The following is a 17,054-nucleotide window of genomic DNA, read 5'->3' as shown; positions in this document are numbered from 1 at the left end:
GATGGTATCTGTTAAATGTCACGTACGATTCACATCTGGTGGGTACCCTGATGGCTACACGAAACGAAGCAGATTTACACCGGGAGGGCCCCGTATGACAACCAAGTACACCGACGCGCCGCGCACGCGCGTCATGACACCGGCCGCGCTCAACAACGGCGTTCACGAAAACCATTCCATCGGACAGACCATGGCCATCGCGCCCAAAAAGGGCCTGTTCGACGACATTTCCATTCCCCAAATCATCGCCGGCGCCGCAGCTGCCGCCACGAGCGTCGCACTTGCTTCCAAGATCGGCATCGCCGGATCGGTGATCGGTGCCGCCGTGAGCTCGGTCATCACCGTTGTGTCCTCGCAGGTCTACCGCCACTTTATCTCTGCCAGCGCCGAAGCCCTCAAAGGTACGCACGCCGCCGTCGACTACCCTGCCGGCGCCTATGAGCCCGTTGACCTTAATGCCGAGGAGCACCTGGGCGGCGCCGCGACTACGCAGGAGATGCGCCAGGTTGCGGGGCGCGCGACCACGGCGCGCGTCGCCCCCAACAGTCTGCGTGCCAAGGCGGCGGCAGAGCGCAGCCAGACGCAACAGAAGGTCATCGTCTTCTCGATCGCCATCGCCATCGTCGCGGTCATCGCCTGCGCCGGCGCCATCCTTATCACCACCGCCGGTGAAGGTCTGGGCGAGCGCCCCGAGTCAATCCTTTCGTCGCGCACGACCGAGCACGACGCGGATAGCTCCGGTCAATCGCAAAGCCAGCAGGACGACTCGCAGGACACCTCCGCATCCACCGACTCGTCCTCGAACACCCCCGATCAATCGCAGGGCGCCGATTCCTCTGTGAACAACAGCGGCACGCAATCCGGCACGACTGACTCAAGCCAAACGACCGACGGCTCTCAACCGAGCACGAGCGACCAGACGAGCGGCAATACATCGGGCACAAGCTCCACCGACAACAGCAACACCAATAGCTCGAACAGTTCGAACAGTTCGAGCGGATCCGCGTCCGGCACGCCATCTGACAGCTCGAGCCAAGGCACGGCATCGGGCAACTAGGCACGTTTGCCTCTCATAGATAACCGACCTGCATAACGGGCGCGAACCGGCAACGGTCGCGCCCGTTTGCCTTGGACGACGAGATGGCAAGCCCCATGCGATGGTAAGATGCTTTGGTGTGTATAGAGGAGATTTGCCATGAGCAAGACAATAGTTAAGCCCACACTATCGCTGGGCAACCACATCTATCTGTATCGCCTGCTGCGCGACGCGATTGGGTGCGGCAAGCAAACGTTTATGACGCAGGTCGAGGAGGCGCTCGCCGCTGGTGACATGGCCGCTTATGACCTGGGCTTCGAGTCCACGCGCGAGCTGCTCGAGGAGCTCGACGACTGCATTAAGCTGACCGTCTTTAAGGGCGGCCGTCTGTATGCCACCGTCATCGCCAACGAAGCCTGGGATGCCGCCCTTGCCAAAGGCGAGGACAAGCCCAAGGCTGCCAAGGGAGCCAAGCAGTCCTACAAAAAGAAAAAGCGCGGCGAGAAGGACCTCAAGGCCGTGCGTCCCAAGCACGTTAAGCATCCCGAGCCCGAAGCCATGGTTGAAGCCGTACCGGAACCCGAGCCCGAGACAGAGATCGAAGTCGCTATTGAGGTAACAGCAGGAGCCGAAACCGAAATCGCCTCCACGACCGATCCCGAAGTCATATCAGGGCAGGAAGCCACCGCGGAGCTCAACGAGACTCCCAAGTCGACAACCGAAGAAGCCGCCAACCAACCCGAGACGTCTGCGTTTCAAAACAGCGATGTTTTTGGCGACGAGGCCGAGGACGATCAGTCCGACGAGCCCGACGATCAAGACGCTACCGAGTCGACGCCAGAGCCCGAGACGCCGCAGCCCGCCATCTCGCTCACGGTCGTCTATGACCCCGAGAACGCAAACGCCGGCATCACCACCATGGCCTCCACGCCAGCCGAGGCAAAGCCATCTGTCGAGGCAGAGGATGCCCCGCGAGCCGATGCCAAAACCGAGACCGCAGACACGTCCGTCTCCGTGGAACCGACGGATTTCGCAGTTAAGCCGGAAACAGCGCCTGAGCCTGCCATCGAGTCCGCATCCGCATCTGCCTGTGACCAGATTCCCGCACCTGCACCGGCTCCGCTCCCCGTTGCAGTACCTGTCACCACACCCGCAGCGCCCGCCATCCCCGAGGACTTCCCCGTCGATTTCACAACCGAGGTCTTCTGCCCCGGCCCATTGCTACACCAGCTGTCGACCTATCTCCCCTACGGCGCCGACACGCTCGGCATCGTCGGCGAGTACTACTGGATCGCCCGCGAGCGCGGTACCATCGAGGCCGCGCGAAACCGCGCAAGCTTCCCCCTGCGCTACACGCAGGCCGGCGAGCGCCACGAAGTCACCGTGCGCATCCGCCGCAACACCACCGGCGGTCTCGGAGCCACCTGGACCATCGATAAAGTCGAGCCTTCTACCAAGTAAAAAAGGGACGATAACCCTCAAGGTTATCGTCCCTTTCTCGTTAGGTCACCTGAGCTCGACTAATCGCGCGTCAGCTTGCGGTGAATACGATGCGGCTGGGCTGCGTCCTCGCCCAGGCGCTCGATACGGTTGGCCTGATAGGCCTCGAAGTTGCCCTCAAACCAATACCAGTTGCCCGGATTCTCGTCGGTGCCCTCCCACGCCAGAATGTGCGTGGCGACGCGGTCCAGGAACATACGGTCGTGGCTAATGACCACCGAGCAGCCCGGGAACTCGAGCAGCGCCGCCTCGAGCGAGGACAGCGTCTCGACGTCGAGGTCGTTCGTGGGCTCGTCGAGGAGCAGCAGGTTGCCGCCCTGCTTGAGCGTAAGCGCCAGGTTCAGACGGTTGCGCTCGCCACCGGAAAGTACGCCGGCGCGCTTCTGCTGGTCCTGGCCCTTAAAGCCAAAGCTCGCCACGTACGCGCGGCTGGGGACCTCGGTCTCGCCGACCATCATGTGGTCCAGGCCGTCCGAGACGACCTCCCACAGGTTCTTATCGGGGTCGATGCCGGAGCGGTTCTGATCGACGTAAGAAATCTTGACGGTCTCGCCCACCTCGAGCTCGCCCGAAGTCAGCGGCTCCAGACCCACAATCGTCTTGAACAGCGTGGTCTTACCGACACCGTTGGGGCCGATGACGCCCACGATGCCGTTGCGCGGCAGAGTGAATGATAGGTCGTCGATGAGCACGCGGCCATCGAACTCCTTGTGCAGGTGATGGGCCTCGAGCACCTTGTTGCCCAGACGCGGGCCCACAGGGATGCGGATGTCGGTCCAGTCGAGCTTCTGGCTTGCGCGGGCCTCGGCCTCCATCTCCTCATAGCGAGCCAGACGGGCCTTGTTCTTGGCCTGGCGGGCCTTGGGCGAGCTGCGCACCCACTCGAGCTCGGCCTCCATGCGCTTAGCGAGTTTGGCGTCGCGGTTACCCTGAGCCTCGATACGGGCGGCTTTAGTCTCCAGATACGTGGAGTAGTTGCCCTTGTAGGGATAGAGGTGACCACGGTCGACCTCGCAGATCCACTCGGCAACGTTATCCAGGAAGTAGCGGTCGTGCGTGACGGCAAGCACCGCGCCCTGGTAGTTGTGCAGGAAGTGCTCGAGCCACAGGATCGACTCGGCGTCCAGGTGGTTGGTGGGCTCATCGAGCAGCAGCAGGTCGGGAGCCTCGAGCAGCAGCTTGCACAGGGCCACGCGACGACGCTCGCCGCCGGAAAGCACATTGACCGGCATGTCGGAATCGGGCAGCTGCAGGGCATCCATAGCCTGGCCGAGCTTGGAATCGATATCCCAGCCATCGGCGGCATCGATTTCGTCCTGGAGCTTGCCCATTTCGGCCATGAGGGCATCCATGTCGCAGTCCGGGTCGCACATCTCCTCGCCGATCTTATTGAAGCGATCGACCTTGGCGATCATGTCGCCAAATGCCATGCGCACGTTCTCGATGACGGTCTTGTCGTCGTCGAGCGGCGGCTCCTGCTGCAGGATACCCACGGTGTAGCCGGGGGTAAGTCTGGCATCGCCGTTGGAGACTTCCTCGATGCCGGCCATGATCTTGAGCAGGGTCGACTTGCCCATGCCGTTAGGGCCCACGACGCCGATCTTGGCACCGGGATAGAAGCTCAGGGTCACGTCGTCAAGGATCACCTTGTCGCCATGAGCCTTGCGAGCCTGATACATCTGGTAGATAAACTCTGCCATTTGCCTGTTTTATCCTTTCTACCTGCTGTTTCCCTATTCTTGTTTCGCTTTAGTGGAAACGAGATGAGAAAACCAGCTCTAAAACGTAACGAAAAAGGGGCACGGTTACCCACACCCCCTAATACTACCTGGGAAAAGTCCCCCGGAACATACTATGAACTGCGTACGCTAGTTTTCCGCAACCTTAACGAGCGGCTCGCTGCGATTTGCGCCACAGCAGATACGAGTAGACGTAGACGACTCCGACCGAACCAAACGCCAGAACCGCAATCACCGCGGCGACAACTTCACTTGAAAGCACGCTACCCGCAACGCCCATCACAATCAGACCAACACCCAGCACCATAAAGCAGGCACCGCCAAAACGCTGCGTACGGCGCCAGTTCTCGGGATCGGCAAGCGCCCAGGGCGTCTTGATACCGAGCGTATAGTTCTGCTTCACACGCGGCAAGTAGTTGCCTACGCCAATGAACAGCAAACCGACAGCACCGGAAATCAGCACGTTGACCGAACCGACCGCCGGCACCACGCCCCAGACCGTAAGCTCTCCCAGCCAGCTTATGGCGCACATGAACAGGGTGAAGGCGATTACGAAGCCCTGATAGAACTTGCCCGAGGCTCGATATGCCTCACCTTTGGGATCGATGCGCGGCACCACGCAGAACATTGCGAGAAGCACCAGGGGCAGCACGCCGTGCGCGGAGGCCATCCAGCTGGGACCCCAACCGTCAACGCCGTTCGCGCCCCAGTGCGTGGGAATCTGCGCAGGCAAGCTCGGCATCACCATAAGGTGCGCTACGATATTGGCGACGCACAGAGCGACCAGCGCGATCCACACGCGTGGCGATACCCCCGTGGCGTGAATGCCCTTGTTTTCGTTATTCATCCTTATCACCTTCAGTGTTTGTAAAGCCCATAAACCAACCGATCAAGTCCTGCATGACGGTGGTGTTTAAGCTGTAAACGATGTTTTGGCCATGACGTTCATCGGTCACCAACCCGGCGTTTTTGAGCGTCGCCAAATGATGGCTCAATGATGGCTTGCTGATGTCAAAATGCTCGGCAAGCTCCCCAGCCGTGCGGTCGCCCTCGCGTAGTAGTTCCAAAATGCGCCGCCGCGTAGGATCGGCCAGCGCTTTAAAACCCTCTCCCGGCATAGGACCTCCTCTCAGTATTTCGTTCGACGCGCACACTATACTCGATATTTAAATGTTTGTCTAATTATCTAATCTTATACTCAAAAAAATAGCCGCCCCCGCGTAATGCGAAGACGGCCACTTCTCACGCCATAAACGTGTTTCGGAGTTGGCTAACCCGCGGCAACGGGCGCCATCTGCTTCAATCTTATGCGAATCCCGATCCCATTTCAACAAACCCCAAGGGTTCAAATGGAATCGTGATAATACCTATAATGGCGATAGCTAAAACACGATTCGCTTCCCCATCGGAGGATATTTATGACCGAAACCGTTGCCGCAGCCGCAATCGAGACACGCGACACCAAGCTCGAGATCATCATGGGCCGCGAGGCACTCGATAAGCTCGCCGATGCTACGGTGCTGGTGCTCGGCTGCGGAGGTGTGGGCTCCAATTGCTGCGAGGCACTCGCCCGCGGCGGCATCGGTCATTTCGTCATTCTGGACAAGGACATCATCGCGCCCAGTAATATCAATCGCCAGGCCATCGCCTTCCACAGCACCGTCGGCAAGCGCAAGGTAGACGTGATGGAAGCCATGATTCGCGATATCAATCCCGCCGCCACCGTTATCAAGCGCACCGAATACCTGTTGAGCGACAACATCGACGAGTTCTTTGCGAGCGTTTTTGAGCAGACGGACGGCAAGCTCGACTACGTCGTCGACGCCATCGACACCATCTCGGCCAAGCTCACCATTGCCAAATATGCTCAGGACCACGACATTCGTTTGGTTAGCTCCATGGGCGGGGCCAACAAGCTCCATCCCGAGTGCCTCCGCTTTGCCGACATCTTCGATACGGTACGTGACCCCATGAGCCGCATTATGCGCAAAGAATGTAAGAAGCGCGGAATCAAGAGCCTACATGTATTGTTTAGCTGCGAGGAATCGGTTAAGACACAGCCCCGCGACCCTTCCAACATCCACGAGCGTACCGAGCTGGGAACCGCCAGCTTTATGCCGCCCATCATGGGTCAGATGATTGCCGGCGAGGTTATCCGCCAGATCAGTGGCCGCGGCACCGAGCGCGTGCGCGCCGATGGCCAGCGCCTGGACTAGCGGAGTGCGCCGAGATGGAGCCCCGGTTATTTGATGCACACTGCCATCTTGATTTGATGGCTTACCCGAATGCTGTTGCCGACGAAACTGCGGCTATAGGAATGGGGGTCTTTGATTGCGGGGTCGACCCGCGCGACTTCGCGGCAGCAAAAAAGCGGGCCAGCCGTTACCCAAACATTATCGCGGGCGTTGGCCTCCATCCCTGGTGGCTCGCCGACGGCCGCTGCGGTCCTGCCGAAATCAATCTGCTTTGCAAAGTTGCTGCCCAAGAGCGCTATATCGGCGAAGTCGGACTCGACTTTTCCGCGCGCTTTGCCGGAAGCGAACCGCTTCAAATGCAGGCACTTGACCGGCTCTGCGATGCGCTCGTGCAGTGTCCTCTTGCCGGGCGCGTAATATCGATTCACGCCGTTCGTTCGGCAGGAACCGTACTGGACGTCCTCGAATCGCATGGTCTACTCATCCCAAACCCCGACTCCCCCGCTATCATCTTCCACTGGTTTAGCGGCACTTCGGACGAACTCGTCCGCGCGCGTAATGTGGGCTGCTATTTTTCTGTCAACGAACGCATGCTCGCGTCTAAACGAGGACGCGAATACGTACGACAGATTCCGCTCGACCGCTTACTGCTTGAAACCGATGCACCAGCGGAGGCAAACACAGAAACAAGCGCGCAGTCGCTCATCAAATCGCTCACAAGGACCTCGATGCGCATCGCCTCGCTCAAAAATTGTGACGCAAAGCGTATCGAATCGGCAGTTTTAACAAATGCACACTCTATTTTTGGCCTTCGCTAACCCCTGTGGGCAAAAAGACGACAACGATACCATTATGACGGTAGACGTGCCGTCCAAGTCCTACGCAAGCTCCAGCAGCTCCGGCAGCTGGTCGATAATCTTGTCCGCGGCATCTTGGCTAAAGCCGAAGCGTTCCTCGCGCTTGGCAATGACCGTCAGGCCGGCTCGCTTGCCGGCAGTGATACCAGGCACCGAATCCTCAACGCAGCAGCAGCGATTCGCGGGCAGTCCCAGCAGGTCCAGCGCATGCAGGTAGATGTCGGGCTCGGGCTTGCTCTCCTTAAACTGCTCGCCGCTCACCACATACTCAAAGGCATCCGACAGCCCGCACGCATTGAGCACTTCCTCGATGCTATCCATGGGAGACGAGCTGGCAAGCGCCACGCGAACGCCGCGGCGCGGCAGCTCTCGAATCGTATCCACGGCGCCTGGGTTAATCAAAGCCTGATAGTCGCGCGGACGCTTATGCGCCCACTCGTCCCAACGGGCCAACGCTTCCTCGCCAGTGAAATGCCCCTTACCGGCGCGCTCAAACCAATCGACCAGCATATGCAGGAAGAACTGATGTGAGGTACCGACCTGCCCGTTCAACTCCTCTTGAGTCAGGTTAAGCCCAAGCTCCTTGGCAAACGCGGCAGTCTCGCCCAGGTAGTAATACTCGGTATCGACAATGACTCCGTCCATGTCAAAGATAACGGCGTCGAACGGAAATGCGGACACGGCACCCTCCCTAACAAAAGGGCGCCTGTAAGCAGGCGCCCGAACCATGCATTAATCGGCGATTCTAACCCAGCAGCTTATCCAGCGCCACCGCAATGCCGTCTTCGTTGTTATTGGCAGTCACCATCTGGGCCACGGCCTTAACCTCGTCAACCGCGTTGCCCATGGCAACACCGGTGCCGGCCCACTCAATCATGGACTTGTCGTTCTGGCCGTCGCCAAAAGAGACGACCTCGCTGGCATCGATGCCGAGCTTGGGCAGGGCACCCTCGAGCGCGCGGGCCTTGTCGATACCGGACGCCGTAAACTCAAAGTACCAGTCGGCCGTAAACATACCCGAAAGCGTCTGAGTAAAGGGCGCATACATCTCCTCGTGATGCGCTTGCAGATAGGCCGGGTCGCCCGCAGTGAGCAGCTTGTCCACGGGATAAGTGTCCACGACCTCATGCAGGCTCTCCACCTCGCGAATCTTAAGATCGCACGCGTCGCGCTCGTATTTGACGATGTTTTTCTGCGAGCCATCCGGCAGCGTAATCATGCAGCGGTACGAATCCTCGACATGCAGATCGCGACCGAGCGAAATCATAGGGATCACGTCGAAATTGCGCAGATGATCAATCAGGCGATGCAATTCATCGGCAGGCATAGCCTGATCGAACAGTACCTCGTCGGTCTGGGCATCGACGACGTGAGCGCCATTAAAGGCCACCAGCAGACCGTCATGGTTATGAAGGTCGAGCTCCTGCGCCAAGGCGTGCAGCCCCCATGCGGGACGGCCCGAAGCCAAAATGAGCTTAATGCCCGACTCCTGCGCCGCGAGCAGCTTCTCGCGCGTACGCGGGCTGATGACCTTTTGGTCGTTGGTGAGCGTACCGTCGATATCCATTGCGATGGCTTTGATTGCCATATGCGCCTCCTTGCATCGTTTTTATCGCGCACTATCTTATCCGAGCCGGGGCACGTTCGCACAGCGCACGTATGACGGTTGCAAAACCACCCCATTTGAAACAAAGGCAAAAAAGTACTTGCAAAGACGCGTTCCGACATATAAGTTGATAAAAGACCGCCGTTGCGGTTTTAAGTAGATCGAGCATATGAAGTTTGAGTTTTAGCGTGTAAGAGAAGGAAGATCGGCAAAGTACAACCCCAAACGTAATGACAACTTAATGAGGTAACTGCCACATGTGAGGCACCTAGGGCATTGCTGTCTCGATTTTGAGCACGATGCCTTCCGCCTTGCATGGGCCGTTCCATCCCGCCCCTGCAGCAACTGTCTCACGGGCTCATTGAAAACCGCATAGCACCCCAACGTCAGCACATCACCCACGGCAAGCACATCACTCACGACAACCAACACATCAACAAACAGCACGAACATCAACCGATTGGAGAAGCTATGACAAACCACCACGCTGAAGACGGCGATAAGAAAAGCATTCTGGATGCCCGCATTGAGCGAGCATATGCAAACGAATATGACGCCGCCTTTGCCGCCGCGACCATCAAGAACTACGCGTCGCTACCGCTCGCGACGATCTTGGCCGACCACCCTCAACTGCTGAAGCGCTGCACAAAGATCATGGGCGACCCCGACATTCGCAAGCTGACAGACCCCTATGCCCCAAAACGCGGCAACGATTCGTACGTTCTTGCCGTAGGCTGCCTAGCCCATATGCTTACGGCGCTCGACACGAAACTCAAGCTCGAATGGGAACCCGACGAGCGTCATGAACTCGAAAGCAAGCGGAACACCCTGCGCACCGCACTGTTCCTTCCGTTGGACGGCCTCAAGCGCTGCAACGTCGAGCTCAATACACAGGCGCGGCAAAAGCCCGGGACCACGGGGCAGAAAACTCCAAGACCCCATGCGGCCATCGTCGACCGCAACCGATATAACCGCATGACCGCGCACTTTTCCGCCGAGGGAGCAGCCATAAGGACGCTGATCGACCTGCTGTGCCTCCTGAGCATCAACGAGCTATTTGAGGGCTATCTCGCCCTTGTTCCCGCGACGGCACCCAAGTCGGTAGCAAAGATCATCGAGACCTGCAGACGCCAGTTTGAGCGCCATCGCAATGGCAGCGAGATGAACGCCAGCATCGCGCAGTACTACGCGGCTCATTACAAAAATGACGGATGTGCCCCTGTCGAGCATCAGCTGCGGCTCGCCTACACCACGCCCGTCGCAACGCTCCATCGCTTTGGAGCCCTTGGCGCTTGCGAGCCGTACGAACAGGCAGCCTGCCCCACAACCGAGCTCGATCTCAGGCTCGGACGAACCCTGTAGCCCGCCAGCCCCTCCGCGGGCAACAATCCTATTCCACAACACAACCAACAGAAAGGAGTCCTCATGGACACCAATCATTCCCCCATCATCAGCCCCCTCACCATGCGTGAATCCGCCCGAGGTATCACGCTCACCAGCATTTACGATGAGATGCTCGCCCGTCGCGAGCTCTCCGTCATGGGAAACATCGAAACCCCGATGGCCCACGACCTATGCCAGCAGATCCGCCTGCTCGATGCCGCCGACCCCAGCCGCCCCATCACCATATTTGTCGCCAGCGCCGGCGGAAGCGTGCGATCGGGTCTTGCGATCTATGACGCCATGCGCCTCGCATCGTGCCCCATCCGCACCGTCTGCCTGGAATTCGCCGCGTCCATGGGCGCCGTGATCTTTATGGGCGGCGACGATCGCCGTATGGCGCCCCATGCAGAGCTCATGATTCACGACCCGCTGATCCCCCAGGGGGCAGGCGGCTCGGCACTTGCGCTGCAGGAAACCAGCCGGCGTCTCATGCAGACCCGCAAGACCCTCACGCAAATCCTCTCGGACCGCAGCGGCCTCACGCCCAAGCGCATCCAGTCCCTCACCGCAAAAGACACCTACCTTTCGGCCGAGCGCGCCGTCGAGCTCGGCTTTGCCCACGAAATCCTCTCGACCACCAAGGAGGTCGCCCATGTCTAACCTCACCAGCCGCCTCGCCGCATCTGAGTCCGCATCGTCCACCATCCTCGCCAAGGATCGAATGCTTTCCTGCGACACCCGCCAAACGGGACTCAACAACAACGCACTTGTGATCGGCCCCTCGGGAGCCGGCAAGACCCGAAACGTCCTCAAGCCCAACCTGCTGCAAATGAACGCAAGCTACATCGTGCTCGACACCAAAGGCACGCTCTGTCGCGAAGTGGGACCCGTGCTGGCAGCCCACGGCTACCGCGTGCAATGTCTCAACTTCGCCGACCTCAACACCGTCCCGGCCCTTGCGCCCGGCATCGAGCGCTGCGGCTACAACCCCCTGAGGCACATTCGCCGCAAGGCGGACGGCAGGCCCAACCAGCAGGACATCCTCTCGGTGGCAAAGGCCATCTGCCCCATCGAGGACAACAACCAGCCTTTTTGGGATCATGCGGCGGCAAACCTGCTGTCGTGTCTTATCGCCTACGTCACCGAACAGCTACCCGCCGACGAGCAGACGATCAGCTCGGTCATCAAGCTGATCGAGCACCTGCAAGACGGTGCCACGGGTCGATTGTTTGACGACCTGATCACGATCGACCCCCAAAGCTATGCCCTCTCGCTATGGCGGCGCTACGCCATTACGCAAAATGCCGAGCGCATGCACGCGAGCATCGTCGGCATCCTTGCCGAAAAGGTCATGTGTCTGGGATTCGACGGTGCGGCACAGCTCTATCGTGAGTGCCATCAGGTGGACTTCGCTTCCATGGGACACACCCCCTGCGCCCTATTTGTAACCGTGAGCGATATTGACCGCAATCTCGATCCGCTGACCGGCCTCTTTATTTCGCAGGCGTTTATGGGCCTCATTCGTGAGGCCGATAGGCAGCCCGACGGCAGCCTGCCCGTGCCCGTGCGCTTTATGCTCGATGACTTCGCAAATCTGCAGATCCCCCAGATCGACAACGTGCTCTCGATTATCCGAAGCCGCAACATCTGGGCAACGCTGCTGCTGCAGTCGACCAACCAGCTCGATGCGCTCTATGGCGAGGCACGCGCACGCTCCATCATGGGCAACTGCGACACGCATCTGGTGCTGGCGTTCCAGGATCCCGAGAGTGCCCGGGTGTTTTCCGAACGCGCCGACGCGCTGCCCAGCACGCTCATGGCGACGCCGATCGATCGCTCGTGGCTCTTTGTGCGCGGCCACACTCCCGAACAGGTCGAGCGCTTTAGGCTCGAAGACCATCCGCTCTACGGGGAGCTGCCCGAGGCGCAGCGAGACCATGCGGAGGCCGAGATCTAGGCGCAGGGTTCTCGCGGCGCGCGGCGCCCCGGCGATGTTCCACAAAGGCCGTGCGCCCCGGGACTACGGCAAAGCAAAGGGGCCCGCATCCGATAGGATACGGGCCCCTGACTATAAGGCGCGATGCGTTAACAGCAGCGACTACTTACGATGCGCGCGATAGAACTCGATGAGCGCCTGGGTCGAAGCGTCCTGCTCGGCCTTGGCGGCGTCATCGTGGAAGGCCGGGGTAATCTGCTTGGCAAGCTGCTTGCCCAGCTCGACGCCCCACTGGTCGTAGGAGTCGATGCCCCAGACCGTGCCCTCGACAAACGTGATGTGCTCGTACAGGGCGATGAGCTCGCCGAGTGCGAACGGGGTCAGCGTGTCGCCGAAGATCGAGGTCGTCGGGCGGTTGCCCTCAAAGCAACGGGCCGGGACGATCTGCTCGGGCGTGCCCTCGGCACGAACCTCGTCGGCCGTCTTACCAAAGGCGAGCGCCTTGGTCTGGGCCAGGAAGTTGCCCAGGAACAGCTCATGCACGTCCTGACCGCTATCGGTCGCAGGGTTGGCGGTATTGGCAAAGGCGATGAAATCGGCCGGAACCACCACAGTGCCCTGGTGCAGCAGCTGGTAGAAGGCATGCTGACCGTTGGTGCCGGGCTCGCCCCAGAAGATCTCGCCGGTATCGGAGGTCACAGCGCTGCCGTCCCAGCGGACGTGCTTGCCGTTGGACTCCATGGTGAGCTGCTGCAGGTAGGCCGGGAAACGGTGTAGGTACTGGCAGTACGGCAGTACGGCGTGGCTCTTGGAACCGAAGAAGTTGACGTACCAGACATTGAGCAGGCCCATCAGCGCGACGGCGTTGTTCTCGAGCGGGGTGTTGCAGAAGTACTCGTCGATGGCGTGGAAGCCCTCGAGGAACTGCTGGAAGCGCTCGGGGCCGAGCACGACGATCAGCGACAGACCCACGGCGGAGTCGACGGAATAGCGGCCGCCGACCCAGTTCCAGAAGCCGAAGGCGTTAGCGGGGTCGATGCCGAAGGCCTCGACCTTGTCGAGTGCGGTGGAAACGGCAACGAAGTGCTTGGCCACGGCCTCGGCGTTCTGCTCATCGGAGCCGTCGATGGCACCCTGAGCCTTGAGCTGCTCGAGCATCCAGGTCTTGACCTCGCGAGCGTTGGTGAGGGTCTCGAGCGTGGTGAAGGTCTTGGAGACGATAATCACGAGCGTGGTCTCGGGATCCAGGCCCTTGAGCTTCTCGGCCTGATCGTTGGGGTCGATGTTGGAGATATAGCGGCAGTCGATACCGGCGTCGGCATAGGGGCGCAGAGCCTCGTAAGCCATGACCGGGCCCAGGTCGGAGCCGCCGATGCCGATGGACACCAGATGCTCGATCTTCTTGCCGGTAACGCCCTTCCACTCACCGGAGCGCACGCGCTCGGCAAAGGCGTACATGCGGTCGAGGACCTCGTGCACGTCGGCAACGACGTCCTGGCCGTCGACGATGAGCTGGCCCTTCTCGCTTGCCGGACGGCGCAGCGCGGTGTGCAGGACGGCACGGTCCTCGGTGGTGTTGATGTGCTCGCCGGAGAACATGGCGTCGCGGCGCTCCTCGAGCTTCACCTCGCGGGCAAGATCGCACAGCAGCTTGACGGTCTCATCGGTCACCAGGTTCTTGGACAGGTCGAAGTGCAGGTCACCGGCGTCAAAGCTCAGCTTGTTCACGCGCTCTGCATCGGCAGCGAACCAGGCCTTGAGGTCGATACCTTCGGCCTCGAGCTTCTCCTGATGAGCCTCGAGCGCCTTCCAAGCGGCGGTCGACGTAGCGTCGATAGGTGCGGCAACAGTTGCCATAAAGTCCTCCTCAACATACGGGCGCAAACCTCCATGCGCCCGGATAATCAGATGCCCCTATTCTAGCGCAGGTCAAGACCGTAATCAGCCAGCGTTGCCAATCCGCCCCCAAACGGCGACCGACCAAAAAGGGACAGGTTTATTTTGGCAGGTCAAACGCTTTACCTACCAAAAATAGCCCATCTCTTTATGGCAGACATTAGGCCGCGGCGCACACGCTGCCGAGCAGCTCACGCAGAGGAGACCCAATGCCCTCAAGCAGTTCGGGCGCGATGATGGCAAAAACGGGAACCTCACCGGCCCCCACGACGGCAGGCACTTTGCCCTCCGAGACAATACATCCATAAGGGACAAAACCGTCTTCGCCGGCATCGAGCGCCGCCATGCGACGCGCGAGTTCGCGCGCAAAGCCAGCAGTATCGGCATCGCCGATCGCCAGGACAAAGTCCACGCCTTCGTCGGTCGCCAGGGCCACAGCTTCGTCGATCAGCTCGTCTCCCCCGTCGCCCTCAACCGAGCCGCAACGAAAAAGCACGCGCTCGAGCAGAGCTCGGTCAAGCGAGCCGAGCGCCGCCGAGACAAGCTCATCGCGCGTATGTTTGTCGCCACCCAGCACCACCAGCGCCTTGGTGCCGCCGTAGTGAGCGACCAATCGTCCACACCAGCGAGCCACGTCTCCATCCGCAACAAGGCGCGTCGGCATACCAAACCCATAGTTGACCATTATCCCCACAACCCTTCCGTGCTTTATGGTGGTATCGATCGTTAGGCTCATGCTACGAAGCGAGGTTTTCCGAGCTGTTTCGCGCTCTTTAGAGCTGCGTTAAAACCCGATGCAACCGCCCGACCATACCTGCCAAAAAGGGACAGGTTTGTTTTGGTCGGTCAAGCGTTTTACCTACCAAAATAAACCTGTCCCTTTTTGGCAGGTTTTGACGATGTCCGGACGAGCGGGTATTATCGAACATGCATTCGATAAGAACATGTGTTTGATGGGAGAACGCGTGGGGCACGGGCGTCACACCTATATCTGCATCGACCTCAAGACGTTTTATGCCAGCGTCGAGTGCGTTGACCGCGGGCTCGATCCGCTCACCACCCACCTGGTCGTTGCCGACGAATCACGCGGGCGTACGACCATCTGCCTCGCCATTACCCAGGCCATGAAAGACCTCGGGATACACAACCGCTGTCGCCTGTTTGAGATTCCCGACGGCATCGACTACATCAAGGCCGTACCGCGCATGCAGCACTACATGGAGGCGTCGGCGCAGATCTACGGTATCTACCTTGAATACGTGAGTCCGCAAGACGTTCACGTCTACTCAATTGACGAGTGCTTTATCGACGTGACACCCTATCTAAAGCTCTACCATACCAATGCCAAAAGCTTTGCCTGCATGCTGCGCGATGAGGTCCTCGCGCGCACCGGTATCACGGCGACAGTCGGCATCGGCCCCAACCTATTCCAGGCCAAGGTGGCGCTCGACATTACCGCTAAGCACGTACCCAGCCGCATCGGCATACTCGACGACGAGACCTTTCGCAAGGAGATCTGGCCCCATCGCCCCATCACCGATATCTGGGGCATCGGCCCCGGCGTGGCAGCCCGCCTCGAAAAGTACGGGGTATACGATCTGATGGGCGTCGCCGCGCTCGACGAAAACCTGCTTTACGACGAACTCGGCGTCAATGCCGAGTATCTCATCGACCACGCCTTTGGGCGCGAGCCGACAACTATCGCCGATATTCAGGCCTATCGCCCGCAGGCAACTTCAACCACCACAGGACAAGTGCTCTCGAAGGGTTATGCCTACGAGCAGGCCTACACCATCTTGCGCGAGATGGTCGATGCCGCCGTACTGGACTTGGTCGATAAGCATGTAGTCTGCGACAGCATCTCGCTCTTTGTGGGCTACGCGAGCGAGCGCGCCGACATACGCCGCCTCGACGCCAGCGGCACAGCGCAATATGTAGACGGATGCGGGCATTTGCGTTCGAGCACGTCGAGCATCGAACCCGCCGCAACCGCCGGCCCCGAGCTCGCACCCCGTGCACCCAAGCCCGTCCAGCGCGATGACGAACGACGCCGTCTGGTGCGCGAAGCACAGGCAATCGACGGCATCTTTGTGGGAGAGCATGGCGGCAAACCGCGTGGCGGCTATGCCGCGCTCTTTGCGCACTCTAACGCTTCGCGCAAGCTGCCCGAGCGCACCAATTCGTTTAAGAAGATCATGGGCCATTTCGATGAGCTCTGGGCGCAGACCGTCGATCCCAAACGACCGGTCAAGCGCATCAATTTGGGCTTTGGCAACCTCATGCCCGAGGAATTTGCCACCATCGATCTGTTTAGCGATGTTAAGGCCGATGAACGCGAGCGCGACCTGGCCCGCGCCGTTCTGGCCGTGAAGGGCAAGTACGGCAAGAACGCCCTGGTCAAGGGATTAAGCTTTACCGCGGGCGCCACCGCACGCGAACGCAACGATCAGGTAGGAGGACATCGTGCCTAAGTCCCAACAACAGCCGATGCGGCCACCGACGCCTTTTGAACGCCTGGCGGACCCCGAGGGAAGACGTCGCTCCGCCGACCCCAAGCTCACCGCTAACGGTGCCGTTCGCGCCAACCGCGCCGCGCAGTTTATGCCCTTTGCCGCCCTCACGGGATACTACGAGCTCGTGCGCAAACAAGAGATCTCTGTTGAGCCCAAATGCGAACTCACGGAAGAAAAAGCCCTCGAGCTTTCAAAAAAGCTCGAGGGCCTCAAACGCGGCGACTTGGTGCGCGTCACTTATTACGATACATACGGCTATCGCAGCCGCACCGGCATTCTCGACGAAGTGCTCCCCGCGTTCAAGCTGCTCAAACTCCGAGACATCGCCATCGGCTTCGACGATATCCAAGACATCGAGCTGCGCGGCCGAGCCTAAGCGCAAGCGCACGCCCG

The 17,054-nt window shown here is 59.9% G+C and carries 16 protein-coding genes; 9 read left to right on the top strand and 7 right to left on the bottom strand.

Translation table 11 applies throughout. The features are described from left to right. The first annotated feature begins 94 nt into the window (after window positions 1-94). Together ACTQX9_RS04570 and ACTQX9_RS04565 are read left to right on the top strand one after the other, a co-directional pair. Window positions 95-1,057, top strand: coding sequence for a hypothetical protein (locus ACTQX9_RS04570; protein ID WP_441540610.1), 963 nt, complete (start codon window positions 95-97; stop codon window positions 1,055-1,057). Window positions 1,058-1,195: 138 nt separating this feature from the next. Next, window positions 1,196-2,497, top strand: a complete 1,302-nt coding sequence (locus ACTQX9_RS04565; RefSeq protein ID WP_441540609.1) for a hypothetical protein — start codon at window positions 1,196-1,198, stop codon at window positions 2,495-2,497. 59 nt (window positions 2,498-2,556) lie between these two features. Here the strand turns inward: ACTQX9_RS04565 and ettA are convergent, their stop codons facing one another. From ettA to ACTQX9_RS04550, 3 genes are all read right to left on the bottom strand, one after another. Beyond that, window positions 2,557-4,236: an energy-dependent translational throttle protein EttA gene (gene ettA, locus ACTQX9_RS04560; protein WP_055251458.1), complete on the bottom strand. Its 1,680-nt coding sequence runs from the start codon at window positions 4,234-4,236 to the stop codon at window positions 2,557-2,559. A gap of 184 nt (window positions 4,237-4,420) precedes the next feature. After that, window positions 4,421-5,122, bottom strand: coding sequence for an SdpI family protein (locus ACTQX9_RS04555; protein ID WP_441540608.1), 702 nt, complete (start codon window positions 5,120-5,122; stop codon window positions 4,421-4,423). Further along, window positions 5,115-5,393 (bottom strand): autorepressor SdpR family transcription factor, encoded by a 279-nt coding sequence (locus tag ACTQX9_RS04550; protein WP_154517353.1) that lies wholly within the window; start codon window positions 5,391-5,393, stop codon window positions 5,115-5,117. Before ACTQX9_RS04550 ends, ACTQX9_RS04555 begins: the two co-directional genes overlap by 8 nt. A 300-nt stretch (window positions 5,394-5,693) precedes the next feature. Between ACTQX9_RS04550 and ACTQX9_RS04545 the strand changes: the two genes are divergently transcribed. After that, entirely contained in the window at window positions 5,694-6,491 is a 798-nt protein-coding gene (locus tag ACTQX9_RS04545; protein ID WP_154517356.1) for a tRNA threonylcarbamoyladenosine dehydratase, read from the top strand. A 14-nt stretch (window positions 6,492-6,505) separates the two neighbouring features. Next, the gene (locus tag ACTQX9_RS04540; RefSeq protein ID WP_441540607.1) at window positions 6,506-7,288 is read left to right on the top strand and encodes a TatD family hydrolase; all 783 of its coding nucleotides are present in this window, start codon (window positions 6,506-6,508) and stop codon (window positions 7,286-7,288) included. Window positions 7,289-7,348: 60 nt separating this feature from the next. Here the strand turns inward: ACTQX9_RS04540 and ACTQX9_RS04535 are convergent, their stop codons facing one another. Next, window positions 7,349-8,008, bottom strand: coding sequence for an HAD family hydrolase (locus ACTQX9_RS04535; protein WP_338404326.1), 660 nt, complete (start codon window positions 8,006-8,008; stop codon window positions 7,349-7,351). 64 nt (window positions 8,009-8,072) lie between these two features. After that, the gene (locus ACTQX9_RS04530; RefSeq protein WP_427747959.1) at window positions 8,073-8,915 is read right to left on the bottom strand and encodes a Cof-type HAD-IIB family hydrolase; all 843 of its coding nucleotides are present in this window, start codon (window positions 8,913-8,915) and stop codon (window positions 8,073-8,075) included. A gap of 333 nt (window positions 8,916-9,248) precedes the next feature. On the opposite strand from ACTQX9_RS04530, the gene ACTQX9_RS04525 reads away from it, so the two are divergent. The 3 genes from ACTQX9_RS04525 to ACTQX9_RS04515 all read left to right on the top strand — a co-directional run bounded on the left by ACTQX9_RS04525 (window position 9,249) and on the right by ACTQX9_RS04515 (window position 12,273). Then, window positions 9,249-10,295 carry a hypothetical protein gene (locus tag ACTQX9_RS04525; protein ID WP_427793870.1) on the top strand — a complete coding sequence of 349 codons (1,047 nt, stop codon included), beginning with the start codon at window positions 9,249-9,251 and terminating at the stop codon, window positions 10,293-10,295. 63 nt (window positions 10,296-10,358) lie between these two features. Beyond that, the gene (locus ACTQX9_RS04520; protein ID WP_427718549.1) at window positions 10,359-10,976 is read left to right on the top strand and encodes an ATP-dependent Clp protease proteolytic subunit; all 618 of its coding nucleotides are present in this window, start codon (window positions 10,359-10,361) and stop codon (window positions 10,974-10,976) included. Continuing rightward, entirely contained in the window at window positions 10,969-12,273 is a 1,305-nt protein-coding gene (locus tag ACTQX9_RS04515) for a VirD4-like conjugal transfer protein, CD1115 family (protein ID WP_427718552.1), read from the top strand. Before ACTQX9_RS04520 ends, ACTQX9_RS04515 begins: the two co-directional genes overlap by 8 nt. Window positions 12,274-12,414: 141 nt before the next feature. Here the strand turns inward: ACTQX9_RS04515 and pgi are convergent, their stop codons facing one another. Together pgi and ACTQX9_RS04505 are read right to left on the bottom strand one after the other, a co-directional pair. Then, complete coding sequence (gene pgi / locus ACTQX9_RS04510; protein WP_117817172.1) at window positions 12,415-14,109, bottom strand: glucose-6-phosphate isomerase; 1,695 nt, start codon at window positions 14,107-14,109, stop codon at window positions 12,415-12,417. Between the two features lie 199 nt (window positions 14,110-14,308). Beyond that, window positions 14,309-14,833 carry an iron-containing alcohol dehydrogenase gene (locus ACTQX9_RS04505; protein ID WP_427727800.1) on the bottom strand — a complete coding sequence of 175 codons (525 nt, stop codon included), beginning with the start codon at window positions 14,831-14,833 and terminating at the stop codon, window positions 14,309-14,311. A gap of 214 nt (window positions 14,834-15,047) precedes the next feature. Here ACTQX9_RS04505 and ACTQX9_RS04500 point away from each other — a divergent pair, with 214 nt between their 5' ends. Next, window positions 15,048-16,619 carry a Y-family DNA polymerase gene (locus ACTQX9_RS04500; protein WP_441540606.1) on the top strand — a complete coding sequence of 524 codons (1,572 nt, stop codon included), beginning with the start codon at window positions 15,048-15,050 and terminating at the stop codon, window positions 16,617-16,619. Continuing rightward, a complete protein-coding gene (locus ACTQX9_RS04495; RefSeq protein ID WP_441540605.1) occupies window positions 16,612-17,037 on the top strand; it encodes a hypothetical protein in 426 nt (141 codons plus the stop codon). Before ACTQX9_RS04500 ends, ACTQX9_RS04495 begins: the two co-directional genes overlap by 8 nt. The last annotated feature ends 17 nt before the right edge of the window (window positions 17,038-17,054 follow it).

Origin of the sequence: Collinsella sp. LCP19S3_F2, assembly GCF_052121015.1 — a bacterium.
Lineage (GTDB): Bacteria > Actinomycetota > Coriobacteriia > Coriobacteriales > Coriobacteriaceae > Collinsella.
This window is presented reverse-complemented; position numbering and strand designations above follow the sequence as displayed.